General features: G+C 59.2%; 16 protein-coding genes. 7 read left to right on the forward strand and 9 right to left on the reverse strand.

Translation table 11 applies throughout. The features are described 5' to 3' along the window. Positions 1 to 11 precede the first annotated feature (11 nt). The 4 genes from LAQ73_RS16495 to LAQ73_RS16510 all read right to left on the reverse strand — a co-directional run bounded on the left by LAQ73_RS16495 (position 12) and on the right by LAQ73_RS16510 (position 2,396). Positions 12 to 791, reverse strand: coding sequence for an HpcH/HpaI aldolase family protein (locus LAQ73_RS16495; RefSeq protein WP_224271087.1), 780 nt, complete (start codon positions 789 to 791; stop codon positions 12 to 14). A 106-nt stretch (positions 792 to 897) separates the two neighbouring features. Further along, entirely contained in the window at positions 898 to 1,236 is a 339-nt protein-coding gene (locus LAQ73_RS16500) for a cupin domain-containing protein (RefSeq protein ID WP_224271088.1), read from the reverse strand. A 102-nt stretch (positions 1,237 to 1,338) separates the two neighbouring features. Next, on the reverse strand, positions 1,339 to 1,887 hold the full coding sequence (locus tag LAQ73_RS16505) for a thiamine pyrophosphate-dependent enzyme (RefSeq protein ID WP_224271089.1): 549 nt from the start codon (positions 1,885 to 1,887) through the stop codon (positions 1,339 to 1,341). Continuing rightward, positions 1,887 to 2,396, reverse strand: a complete 510-nt coding sequence (locus LAQ73_RS16510) for a thiamine pyrophosphate-binding protein (RefSeq protein WP_224271090.1) — start codon at positions 2,394 to 2,396, stop codon at positions 1,887 to 1,889. Before LAQ73_RS16510 ends, LAQ73_RS16505 begins: the two co-directional genes overlap by 1 nt. Positions 2,397 to 2,584: 188 nt before the next feature. Between LAQ73_RS16510 and LAQ73_RS16515 the strand changes: the two genes are divergently transcribed. Together LAQ73_RS16515 and LAQ73_RS16520 are read left to right on the forward strand one after the other, a co-directional pair. Then, positions 2,585 to 3,775, forward strand: a complete 1,191-nt coding sequence (locus LAQ73_RS16515) for an iron-containing alcohol dehydrogenase family protein (RefSeq protein WP_224271091.1) — start codon at positions 2,585 to 2,587, stop codon at positions 3,773 to 3,775. A gap of 63 nt (positions 3,776 to 3,838) precedes the next feature. Next, entirely contained in the window at positions 3,839 to 4,792 is a 954-nt protein-coding gene (locus tag LAQ73_RS16520; protein ID WP_224271092.1) for a D-2-hydroxyacid dehydrogenase, read from the forward strand. Between the two features lie 134 nt (positions 4,793 to 4,926). Here the strand turns inward: LAQ73_RS16520 and LAQ73_RS16525 are convergent, their stop codons facing one another. Together LAQ73_RS16525 and LAQ73_RS16530 are read right to left on the reverse strand one after the other, a co-directional pair. Further along, positions 4,927 to 5,589, reverse strand: coding sequence for a hypothetical protein (locus LAQ73_RS16525; RefSeq protein ID WP_224271093.1), 663 nt, complete (start codon positions 5,587 to 5,589; stop codon positions 4,927 to 4,929). Next, complete coding sequence (locus tag LAQ73_RS16530; RefSeq protein WP_224271094.1) at positions 5,586 to 6,134, reverse strand: halocyanin domain-containing protein; 549 nt, start codon at positions 6,132 to 6,134, stop codon at positions 5,586 to 5,588. The genes LAQ73_RS16525 and LAQ73_RS16530 overlap by 4 nt, the downstream gene beginning before the upstream one ends. A gap of 903 nt (positions 6,135 to 7,037) precedes the next feature. Between LAQ73_RS16530 and LAQ73_RS16535 the strand changes: the two genes are divergently transcribed. Continuing rightward, positions 7,038 to 7,463 carry a hypothetical protein gene (locus LAQ73_RS16535; protein WP_224271095.1) on the forward strand — a complete coding sequence of 142 codons (426 nt, stop codon included), beginning with the start codon at positions 7,038 to 7,040 and terminating at the stop codon, positions 7,461 to 7,463. 219 nt (positions 7,464 to 7,682) lie between these two features. Here LAQ73_RS16535 and LAQ73_RS16540 read toward each other — a convergent pair whose 3' ends face one another. Continuing rightward, positions 7,683 to 7,934, reverse strand: coding sequence for a hypothetical protein (locus LAQ73_RS16540; protein WP_224271096.1), 252 nt, complete (start codon positions 7,932 to 7,934; stop codon positions 7,683 to 7,685). A 463-nt stretch (positions 7,935 to 8,397) separates the two neighbouring features. Continuing rightward, positions 8,398 to 8,766 carry a DoxX family protein gene (locus LAQ73_RS16545; RefSeq protein WP_224270796.1) on the reverse strand — a complete coding sequence of 123 codons (369 nt, stop codon included), beginning with the start codon at positions 8,764 to 8,766 and terminating at the stop codon, positions 8,398 to 8,400. Positions 8,767 to 8,942: 176 nt separating this feature from the next. Between LAQ73_RS16545 and LAQ73_RS16550 the strand changes: the two genes are divergently transcribed. Next, positions 8,943 to 9,569: a helix-turn-helix domain-containing protein gene (locus tag LAQ73_RS16550; RefSeq protein WP_224270797.1), complete on the forward strand. Its 627-nt coding sequence runs from the start codon at positions 8,943 to 8,945 to the stop codon at positions 9,567 to 9,569. Between the two features lie 189 nt (positions 9,570 to 9,758). Here the strand turns inward: LAQ73_RS16550 and LAQ73_RS16555 are convergent, their stop codons facing one another. Next, on the reverse strand, positions 9,759 to 10,181 hold the full coding sequence (locus LAQ73_RS16555) for a hypothetical protein (RefSeq protein ID WP_224270798.1): 423 nt from the start codon (positions 10,179 to 10,181) through the stop codon (positions 9,759 to 9,761). A 284-nt stretch (positions 10,182 to 10,465) separates the two neighbouring features. Between LAQ73_RS16555 and LAQ73_RS16560 the strand changes: the two genes are divergently transcribed. The 3 genes from LAQ73_RS16560 to LAQ73_RS16570 all read left to right on the forward strand — a co-directional run bounded on the left by LAQ73_RS16560 (position 10,466) and on the right by LAQ73_RS16570 (position 14,591). Further along, a complete protein-coding gene (locus tag LAQ73_RS16560) occupies positions 10,466 to 10,930 on the forward strand; it encodes a response regulator (RefSeq protein WP_224270799.1) in 465 nt (154 codons plus the stop codon). Between the two features lie 334 nt (positions 10,931 to 11,264). After that, positions 11,265 to 14,156: an MEDS domain-containing protein gene (locus LAQ73_RS16565; RefSeq protein ID WP_224270800.1), complete on the forward strand. Its 2,892-nt coding sequence runs from the start codon at positions 11,265 to 11,267 to the stop codon at positions 14,154 to 14,156. After that, positions 14,157 to 14,591 carry a response regulator gene (locus tag LAQ73_RS16570; RefSeq protein ID WP_224270801.1) on the forward strand — a complete coding sequence of 145 codons (435 nt, stop codon included), beginning with the start codon at positions 14,157 to 14,159 and terminating at the stop codon, positions 14,589 to 14,591. The last annotated feature ends 18 nt before the right edge of the window (positions 14,592 to 14,609 follow it).

The raw sequence follows: 14,609 nt of genomic DNA on the forward strand, positions 1-14,609 counted from the left end.
TCTCGCGCAGGTTAGCGCTCCAGCGACGCGAGGCGCTCGCCGAGTACCTGTCGAGCGGCGCTTATTTCCCCGCCGATCCGCAGGACGCGATAGCCGTCATCGATCGCGTTGTCGATCGCTTGCGGATCGTTGTGGATGCCGGCGAGGGCGACGTCCGACTTCCGCACCGCCGACTCCGCACGGTCGACGAGCGTCCGCACGTCCGGGTGTTCCTTCTCCATCGGATGGCCGACAGAGACCGAGAGGTCGGCGGGGCCGATGAACGCGAAGCCGAGCTCCGGGACGGCGAGGATCTCCTCGATGTTGTCAATCGCGGTCTCGTTTTCGATCATCACGCCGACGAGCGTCTCCGCGTCCTCACGCGCCGCGTGGTCGTCGAAGTCAGCGCCCCAGGTCGACCCCCGTCCCACGCCGATTCCGCGGTCGGCTGGGTCGCCATCGATGCTGAACCGAGCCGCCGACACCGCCTCGCGAACTTCCGCCGCCGTCTCCACACGGGGAATCAGAATCGTCCGGACGCCAGCGTCGAGCACCTTTCTTACGAGCGGCGGATCGCCCGATGGGAGTCGCACGAACAGCTCGATATCGGCCGCCTCGGCCGCCCGTGTCAGGCCCTCGAAGACGGTGCTGTCGTACGGACTGGGACCACCGTGTTCGAAGTCCAGCCAGACGAAGTCCAACCCGATAGCTCCGAACGTCTCGACCACGGCCGGGGAGAAGGTTGCCGCGCTCGCTCCGAACACTGGCTCGTCTCGCTCTAGGCGCCGCCGAAGCTGATTCTCTCGTTTCACGGCCGGTAGTCTTCTCTGGACGGTATGAATCTTCGTGCTGCGGCGGCGGCGGACGGCTTCCGTCGGGCGAGCGAGTGCGAAAGCGTTCCTCCCGCGTGGGGTAAAGTCACTCGGGGAGATAGTCCTCGCGGACCGGGTGGAAGATGTCGATCACTTCGAGCGGCACGTCACGGTCGGCCCGCATCGAGTGCCTCTCGCCGGACTCCAACCGGTAGCACGTCCCCGGCGTCAGATCGTACTCCTCGCCGTCGACGATTTGAGTTCCCTCGCCGCTGACGACGTAGCCGATCTGCTCGTGGGGGTGGCTGTGATACGGCGACTCGGCGTCGGCCGCGATGACGTTGTGCGTCAGCATCATGTTGTAGTTGTACAGCAGGACGTGTTGTTCGAATCCGTCGACGTCGGAGTTGTCGGGAACCTCAGTGTACGCGAGATGTTCAACCATGTGTTGGCAACTCATCACAGGAGGGGCTAACAAATTAAGCGGTTCGCGGTGATTGCCGCCGCAACCTTCTCGCAGGGGCCTTCCGACGACGTCCCACGCTGTTTACTCGGCCAACGAGTCGCGCACCCGGCGTGGGATGTGCGGGAAGTCGAACGTCGGGCGCGCCTCGGGGTCGCTCGGTTCGACCATGCACTCGATGAGCGACGGGCCGTCACGGGCGACCGCGTCCGCGTACGCCTCGGCGAACGCAGCATCGTCCGCAACGCTCGTCGCGGGCAGCCCCTGCGCCTCCGCGGCGGCCGCGAAGTCGATCGAGGGGGTGGGCTGGCCGCCGGTCGTCCCGTAGATGCCGTTGTCGAAGCAGACTACGGTCAGATTCGGAGGGGCCGCGGTCGCGACCGTCGAGCAGACGCCGAGCGACATCGTCAGTGAGCCGTCGCCAGCGAGCACCGTTACCTGCTCGTCCGTGCCGAGCGCAACACCGATTCCGGTCGCGGTCGTCGAACCCATGCTTCCCCAGAGGTAGAAGTTCCGCTCGCGGTCCTGAACCTCTGCGAGGACGTAGGAGGCGACGCCGAGGTTCGAGACGACGACGGCGTCCGGCGTCTCCTCCAGCACAGCCGCCGTACAGGCGAACTGGTCGGCAACCATCACTGAGCCTCCTGGCCGTAGCCGGTGACGGTCGTGTCGAAGAACACGACGTACGGCGTCCGCGTCGAGAACGCGGTCTCGGCGGCCATCCGGACGGTCTGCCGAATTGACTCCGGCTCGGAGACGACCGTGTTTCGCACCCCCATCTCGTCCATCATCGCCGGGAGCCCGTAGCCAGCGGGCACCTGCGCGACGTTGAACTCCCCGAGATCGCCTCGCCGCGTGACGAGCGCGAGGAAGGGGAGACGCGCCGGAACCGACAGCGACCCGATGGCGTTGAGCGTGTTCGCGAGCCCGCTCGACTGGCAGATGACCGCACCGCGGTTACCCGTCACCCAGATGCCCGAGGCGGCCGCGATGGCGCTCTCCTCGCGCTCGACGCGGAGCGTGCGCACGCCCGCTTCGTCGAGTCCCTCCACGACAGCGTCCATCGCGCCGTCAGGCAGCTGCGTTACGAGGTCTATGTTCGCGTCTCTCAGCCCGTCGATGACATCGGTCTCCCAACTCATGGTTCCCCCTCAAAACCGAGCGTCTTGACCCTTGTGGCGTCGGCCAACGTGACCCCCTCCGTCGCACGGCCAGTCCGTCTCCGACCGCGACGCCGCTGGTCGACGCAATCGGAAAGTCCCCGCCCCGAGCGCTCGTCACCCACCTCCGGGAACCGCATCGTTAAGGTGTATCACGGCCACACTCACCCGTGTTTCAGACGGCCGATTCCTTCGAGTTCGAGTATCGGGGCGGCGACGTGGTGTACGGCCGGGGCCGCGTCGCGGAGCTCGGCGACCGACTCCGGTCACGCGGGTTCGAGCGGGCGCTGCTGGTTTGCGGGTCCAACGTCGGCGCAAACGACGCGCTGATGGAGCCCGTGCGACGAGGTCTCGGCGACGCGCTCGCAGACGTCTTCGACAAGACTACCTCCGCGAAGTCAGTCGAGACTGCCTACGATGCCGTCGAGGCAATGCGGGAGGCGGACGCAGACGTAATCGTCGGCCTGGGCGGCGGCAGCAGCCTCAACGTCGCCAGACAGCTCAGCGCACTGGCGGCGGACGGCCGCTCGCTCGCGGCGCTGCGCGACGAGGCCGAGTCGGGGAGCGTCGAGACACCCGCCCCTGAGGGCCCGCTCACTCCCGTCGCGGTCGTTCCGACGACGCTGACCGGCGCGGACCTCTCCGCCGGCGGCAGCCTCGTCGTTCTCCCGCGGTCGGCGTCCCCCACCGGCCAACCCGTCGTCGCGAGCTGGTCGGTGCCGCCTACGTTGGTGCTCGAGGATCCCAACCTGTTCGAGACGACGCCGCTCGGTCCACTCGCGGGCTCCGCGATGAACGGGTTCAACAAGGGACTGGAGACAGTCTACGCCCGTAGGGGGTCGCCGGTCACCGACGCGACGGCGACACACGGGCTGCGTCACCTCGCCTCCGGGCTCCCCGAACTCGACGGAGACGACCCGACTGCGGTCGACCGCGCGGTTGTCGGGATGGTCCTCGTCCAGTACGAGAGTCGAATCAACGTCGTCCACGCGTTCGGACAGGCGCTCTCGCGCCGATACCCGGTCCAGCAGGGGGTCGCCCACGCGGTGATGGTGCCGCACGTGCTCGCGTTCCTCTTCGACCGCGTCGACGGGCGGCGACGCCTCCTCGCGGAGGGACTCGGTCTCTCCGTCGAAGGTCGCTCCGACGCGGAGGTAGCGGCGGATGTAGTCGACGCCGTGACCGAGGTACGAGACGCCCTCGGCGTGGCGACGCGCCTCCGGGAGCTCGATGGCGTCCACCGCAATGACCTTCGAGCGATCGCCGAGTACGTCGCCGTCAACGGCGTCCTCGACGAGGCGCCATCCGACCTCGACGTGGACGTCGACGCCGCCGAGGCGGTTCTCAACGCGGCGTGGTGAGATGGCTTCGGACGGCGTCCGACCGACCCGCGGACATTTGTAGGTCGACTCCGATGGGCATTCATGGCAGATATCGTGGTTTTGAACCACACGGCACACGGTATTCCGGCCGAAGAGTGCGCCGCGGCGATTCGAGAGCGCGTCGACGACCGCACCGTCGCGTTAGCGGAGTCGGCGCGCGCCGAGCGCGAACTCGTGTCGGATGCGGAGATAATCGTCGGCGGTGACCTCGAATCCGATCTCCTCGACCGCGCCGAGAAGCTGCGCCTGTTCGCGTGCACCTCCGCGGGCACCGACCGGCTCGACATGGACGCGTTCCGAGAACGGGGCGTTGCCGTGACGAACGCCTCCGGCGTCCACGGACCGAACATCGCCGAACACGTGCTCGGATGGATGCTCACGATCACCCGCCGACTCGACGAGGGACTCCGACGCGACGAGCGCGGCGAGTGGCGTCACTTCCAGGCGTTCGGCGAGTTGCAGGGCTCGCGCGTCTGCGTGGTCGGACTCGGCGCTATCGGAAGTGCAGTCGTCGAGCGACTGTCGGGGTTCGGCGTGGAGACCGTCGGCGTCCGCTACACGCCGGAGAAAGGCGGCCCGACCGACGAGGTGTACGGCTTCGACGAGTTCGCTGACGCGCTGGTCGGGACGGACTTTCTGGTGCTGGCGTGTCCGTTGACCGAGACGACGCGAGGGCTCGTCGACGCGGACGCGCTCGCTGCGCTCCCGCCGAACGCGGTCGTCATCAACATCGCTCGCGGTCCGGTCGTGGAGACGGACGCGCTCGTGACCGCCCTCAGGAAGAGCGACCTCCGCGCGGCCGCCCTCGACGTGACCGACCCCGAGCCGCTACCCGCCGATCACCCGCTGTGGTCGCTCGGCAATGCGTACGTCACCGCCCACGTCTCCGGGTACACGCCGCACTACTTCGAGCGCGTCGCCGACATCCTCGCCGCGAACCTCGACCGCCTCGACGAGGAAGGAGGCGACGCCGACCTGGAGAACCGGGTCGACTGAGCGGCGGCGTCGTCAGGTGACCCAAAAGATGGGTAAGAGGCGGTCTAACGACGTCAGCATCCAGAAGCTTCTCTCCCGACAACCATACCGATAGACGAACGGCAGATCGAGATACCCACTGAGCAGTGACCCAGTCACCCCGTCACCGACGTTTCGCTCCCGACCGCATCCGTCTCAGCCGTCCAGAGCTCGTAGCCGAGCGTGATAAACGCCAAATCGAGTGGTGCACCGATTAACACGCCCGGGAAACCGACCTGGGTGAGCGGTGCAAGGACGAATATCGCCGGAAAGAGGACGATGAACAGGCCTGCAGTCAGTCGGCTCGCCCTCCCGTGGCGCCAGAGACTGATTCCGTAGAGGGTGCCGAAGAGTCGTATCGCCATGTACATCGCGGCGTGGACAATTCCGATAGGGATTAGCAGTCCGCCGAGCATGGACTGGCCTCCCAGAAGGACGACGATGGTGCCCGCTTCGCCGAACAGCGAGAGGACCCCCAACCAGGCGACGATGCGACCGCGGCGACCGTCACTGAGACCGTATCTCGCGGCGGCGGCAAGTAGGCTGACGGCGAACAAAATATGGAAGACAGGATAGAGGACGATGATGATACCGGATGTGATTCCGGCACCGGTTTCGCCGAGCGACGGCCCAACGAGACTCAGTCCTCCGAAACTGCTGAGGATGCCGCCGACGCCACCGACGAGACCGCAGAGTCCGGCGAGTCTCGTCCGTCGCGGGGTCCACCACGTGGGAGCTTCCGTACGCTGTGCGCGTGTTTCCGAGTCACCGGCCGTCATCGTAAACTCCCACTGTTGTCTTCCGAGACGATGATTGCGCCTTTCATGTCTATCGAGCGATGCGGCTCGCAGTAGTAATACACCGTCCCGGCCGCCTCGAACGTGTGTTCGAAGGCCGCGTTCTGTTCGGCCTCGCCGCTATCGAACTGCCCCGCCGTGGCGACGACGTTGTGATAGCCGTCGACCCACTCCCACGTCACCGTCGTTCCGGGAGAGATCTCAATCGCGGCTGGGGCGAACGCGTTGGCACCGTTGTTCCCTCGGGCCCCGACCTCGACGGTCACCGACGCCGATTCGGTTGCGTCCACGACGCCGTCGTAGTTACCAGTATTCGAAAGCCAGCTGTCGACGCTCGTCGGGTCGTTTTCTCCATTCGACCCGGAACCTCCGCCGTTTGGGGCATTTGTACAGCCCGCAAGCAGACCCACAAGTGCGAGCCTGCTCGCTACACCGAGGAGTCGACGTCGGTCAGTTGATGGCTGTTCCGGCGGCGACTCCGCAAACTGGTTCGATCTGTTACGCTTGGCGGTCGTATCCTTCTCCATACCTTACCTGAGCGTGGACGGCCCATAGAGCGGACAGCATACTGCCGGGACAGCGTTTGTGCACAAGACGTTTATACGAGGTTCGATATTGCAACTCGTCGGACCGACCAAATCCGTGGGTCCCACCAAGCAACGCCTTTTCGACTGAAAGACGGTCCAGGCTCTTACCCTGCCGTGACTCCGTGAAACCCTCTGTCGGTGATAGTTTGGCGAGGCTGTGCTGAATAGAAAGCGCAAGTCGGTCGCGAGAGAATCTCATCAGAAAGCCTACAACCAGACAAGTTGTAGATCAAGTCATGCATCCGTCGGTTCCCGGGATGGATGTACTCGTCCCTCTAACTGCGCTTAGCGTAGGTGCTCTCGCAGGATTCCTCGTATATCGTAACGCGAAACATCAAAACATCCCATTACCCCATCTATGGGCCGGATTAGTTGGGATAACATTCTTCCTTGCCCCGGTTATCCTCACTCCCGTTCTGCTTCCGGTCTATTCTTCTCTATTCATCCCATCTGGTCCGGGTCTTGTTGTTAAACCGTTACACGCGTTCGCAACGATTCTCGGAGGGGGTTCGTTGGTCGGATTGGGAACTCTCCTCATCTTCTTTGGATATAAGAACCTCTACCACCGGCGAGAAGACGTATCTTGAAAATCGGACACACCCTTTCTGAAGTGACCGACACACCCTCTGTATCTTGCAATCCAGTACTGACAGCCGTTGAGGAGTTCGCTCACCGACTGCTGAATACAAGGCGCGAGTCGGTTATCTCGGTTCGGTCCTTGAGGTGGGTGACTTGAATCGCTTAACACGAGTAATATACCTTGTAATGCCCTCTTACTGGGTCTGAATTAATAACGTTCTCTATTCTCAGAAGACACTTACACATCTACGTGTACGGGACAGTATGAATCGTCGCCAATTCCTCTCAATCTCGGCGCTTTCCATATCTCTCTCCGGCTGTATTGAGGGTGATTTCGGTGGTACAACGAGAAATAACTCTACAACACCGAAAACCGAGACACTGTCTCCCGAAGGCGTGACACCTGAGTGTTGGCCGTCGATGTGTAAAGGAACGAAACTCGTAGAGGTATTCGTAGCGCTGGGCGTTTCGGGCGACGTGGTACTACAAGCCGAATGTCGAGGCGAGGAGTTCCCAATTCGATCAGGAGAATCGGCTCAACTCGACCGCGAGGAGGACGCCGAGACCTGCGAAATCAGCGTATCTATCGACGGTGAACAAGTATATAGAGAAAACGTTGAGGATTACGAGAGCGTGACTCTGACTGTTAGTTCAAGCGGCGAGGTCGAGGAGGAAAGGGTCACTATTTAAGCGTAACTCAAAGGCTGATTAGGCCCCCTCCCGCGAGTTCAGAATCAGGAGTAACTACTGTTCACTGCCCGCGCGCTACCTCGCAGTTAATTTAGCTCCGATGAGATGGAAAAACCGAGGATTCAGTGAGAGATACATCCTCTGTATCTCGCATTCCGTTACTGACAGCAGTCGAGGGTTTCGCTTACCGACTGCTGAATAGAGAGCACGAATGTGCCGTTAGCGCATGGTCTGCATCGAGTCAGACAGCACTCGATGAACAACGCCAACAAAACCTCCGAAGAGGAGCGTAAGACCAAAAAGAGCCGCTATTAATGAGACAAGAGTTTCCAGTACTGGATTTGGAATGATAAAGAAGCCTCCCCGTGAGAACTCAATAATGAACCATCCCAGTACAGTCACCACGTAAAGCTTCACCAACTCGGGATTGAGAGCGTACCGAAACGAGTCTACAGCGGCGTCTTCAGGCATAAAATGTAGTTCAGTCTAATCTACAAATATCTTGTCGTGTTCAACAACAGATTCTTCGCTGCACCAATCGCCTATTTCACCGCTGGCCAAACAACAAACGAAGACCGTTTGCGGACTACACCCTCTGTATTCAGCAGATGTCTACAGACAGTAATTGGGCAGATTTCAGCGAAGCGTTTGTCTCGACCCTGTATTAAAAGTCAATATCAGCGGAGGAATCGCCGGTGGGTGGTCTTACTGACCACTACAACCTCTGTATTCACCACGTCGTTTGTGACAGCATTTGAATGGGTTTTAGCGACTGTGCTGAATAGAAGGCGCGTATCTTGTATCCGAAGCCATAACGAACCCACCGATATCTACGCCCGCCTAGTTATCGAGGCCGACCATCCCGCTTGAATCGTGCCTACGACTCCCACCCCTACCGCAACCGGGGCAAGCACTGCTGCTCGTACTTGGATGGCTAGAACGACAGCAGGTGGAATCTCGTCACGAGAAGTCCGGTGGTGAGATAGATCGCTGGCCCCACAAATCTCCAGAGCGGGTCGTCAACCCGGAAGAGATGTGTGAGGATGGCCCCGGCCATCGTGGCGACGATTAACAGTCCGCCGAGAACAGCGAGAATCGGCGTGAACACGAGACCGACGAGCAAGCCGAGACCCCCAAAAGCCTCGATGCCACCAGTAACGAACCGGAACCACTCTGGATAGCCGTACCGGTCGAAATCCTCTACCACCAGGTCAATGCCGATTAGCTTCGCAATGCCCGCAGCCAGCATGATGAGTCCGAGCAGCCCTTGCACGAGAGGGATGGCCGTTGCAATTGTGCTCATAGTCTACTACTCTTACGCGGTTCGGACAGGCGTTCATTCATCACGTTCCATCCTGTCTCCGACGAGAGCCATGGGTCTACTACGCTTGTTGAGACTACGGATTTCCCCGTGAATATATTCACCTTATTAAGCCACTAGGAAGTCTGTTAAGCCACTCGCCGGCCAACTCCGGTGGTATGGTCCGTGCACACCTGAAGGTCGAGATCGGGGCAGACGACGACAACTGGCTGGCTGATGTCTCGACCGACTTCTCGGACGCCGAGTTCAAGATTCTGACGAGCCAGCCCGTAGACGATGGCGTGCTCGAACTGATCGAAGTAACGACATCGGATGGGGACGCCATCGTTCGCCGGTTCGACGACGCACCGGAGGTGCGCTCGTACGAAGTGCTCCATTCCGACGGCGGGATGGTACTGGTCCAGTTGGTGTTCCCGATGCCGTCAACGTATGAGGCAAGGCGTTCGATGGGGGTCCTTCCGAGATTTCCTATCACCATCCGAGACGGGTGGGCATCCGGTGAACAAACTACCTCACAGGAGCAGTTGTCGGAGTTGACTACCGAGTTAGCGGCGGCTCACATTCCGTACGAGATACTGTCGTTAACCCAATCATACGACCCGAACGGAGTTCTGACCGAGCGTCAACGGGAGGTCATCACTGAAGCTGTTGAACGGGGCTATTACGACAGTCCTCGCGGCTGTACCCTAGTTGAACTTGCAGAAACATTGGGGGTCAATCAATCAGCGGCTAGTGGTGTCCTCCATCGAGCTGAAGGGCGGATTATTAAGGAGTTCATCTCGTAGGCGGCGACAGAGGTAGACAAATCGCTCTCGTCTCATCCGATTGTCGCAGGATAATCGATGACGAATTCACCGAGAGCTACACCGCTTGTAGATACTACGTTGCTGAATGCATTCTCTGTACCTCGCATCCGTTACTGACAATAGGTGAGGAATTCGCTCACCGACTGCTGAATAGAAGGCGCATATGTCTCACTGGGCTTCATGTGTTACGACTCTTGACACAGTAACACCGACGCCGAGGAGGATGAGCACGCCACCGACCAGTACACTGTAGATAAAATCTGTAGCCACATGGTGTAGCTCAACGAGATTCGTTCGATAGTAGATGGGCAGACCGACATAAAAGAGACCACTGAGTAGCCCGGTTGCGTGTGCAACCCGTGATCTCGGATCTTGAGCAATCAACATGACCGTCAGTACTAGTGGAAGCAATGTGAGTACGTCTGCCTGAAAATAATCCAGGTCGAACGCCGTATTCTGACGCCAGAACATGATATCTGCGACTGGGCCTTCGTGATCAGGGTCAACGACTGCCCACGGTGAAAGGTAGCCAATAACGACGAATACACCACCAGCGGCGACTATCGCTTGGCTGATTCTGGAGGATTTCACGAGTTGCACTGTTACTGGATGTAGTAAATGTCTTCTGTAGGACGTTAACAGGACCGAAACCGATGAGGGGGTATGAGATGAAACCAATACACCCTCTGTAGTCAGCACGTCGATTCTGACAGAGGATAGGTAGGTTTCTACGGGTATGCTGAATACAAGGCGCGTATCGGTCACACGCTAATCATCGTCTGGTGGTAGTTCGGAATGGTGTTTATTAATCTAAATAACGAAAGCTAACCCGCGTATATAACAAACCTTACATAGTCTAATTAGGTAGCATCGGCATGGGGCGCTCAGGGTTGCCACCGGGTGAGGATATCATTATCCTGTTGGTTGAAGACAATCAGGGTGACGTTCGTCTCCTTGAAGAAGCATTCCACGACGCGTCGATAGCCAATACGCTCTACATCGTTAACGACGGAGACGAAGCATTAGATTTCGTCAAGCAGCGCAACGAATATGCAGACGTTGCACGCCCGGACCTTATCCTCCTTGATTGGAAGCTCCCCACGCTTAGTGGGGAGGAGGTGCTGAAAGAGATAAAATCCAACTCATCGCTTGAGCAAATCCCCGTCATCGTATTGACCGGGTCTGAGGCACAGACGGACATCATCACTTCATACAACAACCAGGCAAATGCATACGTCCCCAAGCCGGTTGACCCAGACGAGTTCATCGATGTAATTCGGACGTTAGAGAATTTCTGGCTCTCTGTAGTCCGCTTCCCGACTCACACTGACGAAGATTGAGGCAGTTAGCGCCATCTCGATGCGACAGAGATGCCGAAAGATACGCAGTCTCGATTCATCTGTTAATTCGACTCTTCAAATATGACATAAAAGATGGCAGGATGATGAATACCTCCTCTGTATTTCGCACAAGATTTTAACAATTATTTGTCACTTCACCCATCGGCTGCTGAATACAAAGCGCTTCTCGGTCATGTGGACTCCCCGATCTCAGTATACATACAGGGCGTATATCTACCGATCGGTCACTCAAACGAGAGGAATACGAGGACGTATCACTCCCCTGCGACGATAATGCCCAATCTTAAACGTTCCCTGTGAGTAAGGGGTGGCAGTGAGTCAAAGGAACGAGCCGAGGGACCAAGGGAAAGTGAACATCGAGCGGGGACTCGAAGCACTGCGTCAGAGTTCGGAGTTTCGCGGCCCGGTCGAACCCCTCGACGATCATACCCACGCGAACGACCATTTCGCACTCATCTACGAGACCCAAGAGGAGCAGTTTGCAGCCGCCGTCCCGTTCATGCGCCAGGGGCTCGAACGGGGCGAACGGTGCCTGTACATCACCTATGAGAACTCCAGAGAAGAGATCCTTGAGGCCATGCGGGCCGATGGCATTGACGTCGACGCCGCACTCGAATCGGGCGCATTCTCCATCCACACCGCCCAGGACAGCTACCTCCGGAACGGGACGTTCGACCCAGACGATACGATTGCGTTCCTCGACGAGGCCATCGAGGAGGCCACCGAGGAGTACGAGGCGCTCCGGGTGACCGGCGAGATGAGTAGTGTCTTGGAGGAGGACCCCGACGGTGAGGATCTCATCAGGTGCGAGGCCAAGGCCAACTACCTCTTCGATGACGTGGACGGCATCGCGCTCTGTCAGTACAACTGCGCGCGATTCTCGCCGGAGATCATCCACGACGTCATCAGCACCCATCCCCACATCATCCACGGCAACAGGGTCAGTCACAACGTCTACTACACACCGCCCGAGGAATTCTTCGGTCCCGAGAAATCGGCCCGCGAAGTCGACCGGATGATGGGGACGCTGCGTAATCTGACTGAGGCGAAGACGGAACTCCAGAATCACAAGCAGGCTCAGCGAACGTTGTACGAGATTGTGGCCGGTTCCGACCGGACGTTCGAGGAGAAACTTCAGGCACTGTTCGACCTCGGGTGCGAACGGCTCGGCCTCGAACTGGGCGGGATGGCCTGCGTAGACCCGGCGACCGACCGCTTCGAGGTGGAAGTCATGAGCGGAGACCATGAACACCTCGTTCCGGGAGCCCAAGTCGAGCTTTCGGAGTCCTACTGTCGAGTAATTGCTGGCGGTGAGCGGACGGCTGGCGACTCAGACTCCGTAGACAGCGGGTTCGAAGACACGAATGCCTACGAGGAGTTCGGCAGGAGAGCCTACCTTAGGACCCACGTCGAAGTCGACGGCGATGTCGACCGGATACTCTTCTTCGTCTCGACTGAGCCACGGGACCGTGAGTTCTCGGACGAGGAACGCACGTTCCACCGCCTGATGGGCCAGTGGGTAGAGTACGAACTTGAACGCAGGCAGGCCGCGGAGGCACTGCGCGAACATACCCACACCCTCGAAACAATCAACGAGGTAGGCAACTCACTGGCCGCCGAACTCGACCTCGAGAATCTGGTGCAGGAGGTTACAGACGCCGGTACGGAAATAACCGACGCGGAGTTTGGTGCCTTCTTCTATAACGTCATCGATGATCAGGGCGAATCCTACACGCTTTATACCATCTCAGGAGTTCCTGATGAGGCATTCGAGGACTTCCCGATGCCGCGCAATACGGAGGTCTTCGGTCCGACCTTTCACGGCGAGGGGGTCGTCCGTTCGGACGACATCACCAAAGATCCGCGCTACGGTAATAACGCGCCCTACAAGGGGATGCCCGAAGGCCATCTGCCCGTATGCAGTTACCTGGCGGTTCCTGTAATTTCGAACTCCGGTGAAGTACACGGCGGCCTTTTCTTCGGCCATTCGGAGCCGGGTATATTCACCGAGAAGGATGAAAACATCATCACCGGGATTGCTGCCCAAGCAGCCGTAGCCATTGATAACGCTCGTCTGTATGAAACGGTGCGCGAAAGCGAGGAGCGATTCCGTGCGTTGGTCTCCGCGAGTTCAGATGTCGTATATCGCATGAGCTCTGATTGGAGTGAAATGTACTATCTCGAAGGCAAGGAGTTCATCCCCGATACGCAGGAAGCGACCAACGATTGGCTTGATAAATACATTCATCCAGACGACCAGGAGCGAGTTATGGAGGCCATCAACGAAGCGATCCAGACCAAGAGCATCTTTGAGTTGGAATCTCAGGTGGAGCAGGTCGATGGGAGCCTGGGTTGGACGTACTGGCGTGCGGTCCCGATGCTTGACGAGGACGGTATTATCGACGAATGGATCGGGATGGCGAGAGACATCACCGAGCGCAAAGAGTATGAGCAGGAACTCGAACAAACCAACGCCCAACTGGAACGCTCGAACGAACGATTGGAGCGGTCGAACACCGAATTGAAGCGGTTTGCCTACGCCGCCTCCCACGATCTTCAGGAACCACTGCGGATGGTATCCAGCTATCTGCAACTCCTCGAACACCGCTATACGGACGATCTCGACGCCGACGCACAGGACTACATCGAGTTCGCCGTCGATGGTGCCGATCGGATGCGCGAGATGATCGACGCGCTCCTCAAATACTCGCGGCTCGACCGGGACGGCGACGAATTTGAACCAGTTGACTGTGCCGTTGTCCTCCGTGAGGCCATGGGCAATCTCCAGATCGCCATCGAGGAGAACGACGCCGAGATCACCTCGGACTCACTTCCGACGGTCATGGGTGACAAACAACAGCTGGTCCCACTGTTCCAGAACCTGCTCGATAACGCCATCACGTACGCCGGCGATGAACCACCGCGTATTCACGTCACCGCCGAGAAGCCGAACGATGAGTGGGTGCTGTCCGTCCGTGATAACGGGATCGGGATTGATCCAGACAAGACCGACGGTATCTTCAGGGTGTTCAACCGCCTCCATACCACTGACGAGTTTGCGGGCACTGGCATCGGTCTCGCACTCTGCCAACGGATCGTCGATATTCACGACGGCCGCATTTGGGTCGATTCAAAACCCGGTGAGGGGTCGACCTTCTCCTTCACGGTTCCCGATGCAAAGGAGTACGTAGATGGTGATTCGTAGGTGAGTGAGAAAATTGAAATTCTGCTGGTCGAAGATAATCCGGGAGATATCCGCCTCACACAGGAGGCATTTAGCGAATGCAAAACCAATTGCCAAATCCACGTTACGCGGGATGGGGAGGAGGCCACGGACTTCCTGGATCAACGGGGCGCGTACGCCGACGCCACCCGCCCCGACCTCATCCTGCTCGATCTGAATCTCCCGAACAAGGACGGTGGCGAACTCCTCACAGAGATTGCAGAGGACCCTGACGTGCGACGGATTCCCGTAATCATCCTCTCGAGTTCGGCCAGCGAAGAGGACATCAGCAACGCCTACGCCCACTGCGCAAACGCGTATCTCATCAAGCCCGTTGATCCGCTCAAGTTCGTTTCACTGGCGAGAACGGTCGAGGAGTTTTGGTTCTCCCTCGCAGAACTCCCATCTACGCACTGAACAGTGTGATTGCTATGG

The sequence above is a fragment of the Haloprofundus salinisoli genome (assembly GCF_020097815.1).
GTDB classification, from domain to species: Archaea; Halobacteriota; Halobacteria; order Halobacteriales; family Haloferacaceae; genus Haloprofundus; species Haloprofundus salinisoli.

Coding starts and splice junctions, on each gene's coding strand:
- LAQ73_RS16500 (WP_224271088.1), bottom strand. CDS start 1,236: ATGGTTGAACATCTCGCGTACACTGAGGTTCCCGACAACTCCGACGTC.
- LAQ73_RS16505 (WP_224271089.1), bottom strand. CDS start 1,887: ATGGTTGCCGACCAGTTCGCCTGTACGGCGGCTGTGCTGGAGGAGACG.
- LAQ73_RS16510 (WP_224271090.1), bottom strand. CDS start 2,396: ATGAGTTGGGAGACCGATGTCATCGACGGGCTGAGAGACGCGAACATA.
- LAQ73_RS16520 (WP_224271092.1), top strand. CDS start 3,839: ATGGCAGATATCGTGGTTTTGAACCACACGGCACACGGTATTCCGGCC.
- LAQ73_RS16525 (WP_224271093.1), bottom strand. CDS start 5,589: ATGACGGCCGGTGACTCGGAAACACGCGCACAGCGTACGGAAGCTCCC.
- LAQ73_RS16530 (WP_224271094.1), bottom strand. CDS start 6,134: ATGGAGAAGGATACGACCGCCAAGCGTAACAGATCGAACCAGTTTGCG.
- LAQ73_RS16535 (WP_224271095.1), top strand. CDS start 7,038: ATGAATCGTCGCCAATTCCTCTCAATCTCGGCGCTTTCCATATCTCTC.
- LAQ73_RS16540 (WP_224271096.1), bottom strand. CDS start 7,934: ATGCCTGAAGACGCCGCTGTAGACTCGTTTCGGTACGCTCTCAATCCC.
- LAQ73_RS16545 (WP_224270796.1), bottom strand. CDS start 8,766: ATGAGCACAATTGCAACGGCCATCCCTCTCGTGCAAGGGCTGCTCGGA.
- LAQ73_RS16550 (WP_224270797.1), top strand. CDS start 8,943: ATGGTCCGTGCACACCTGAAGGTCGAGATCGGGGCAGACGACGACAAC.
- LAQ73_RS16560 (WP_224270799.1), top strand. CDS start 10,466: ATGGGGCGCTCAGGGTTGCCACCGGGTGAGGATATCATTATCCTGTTG.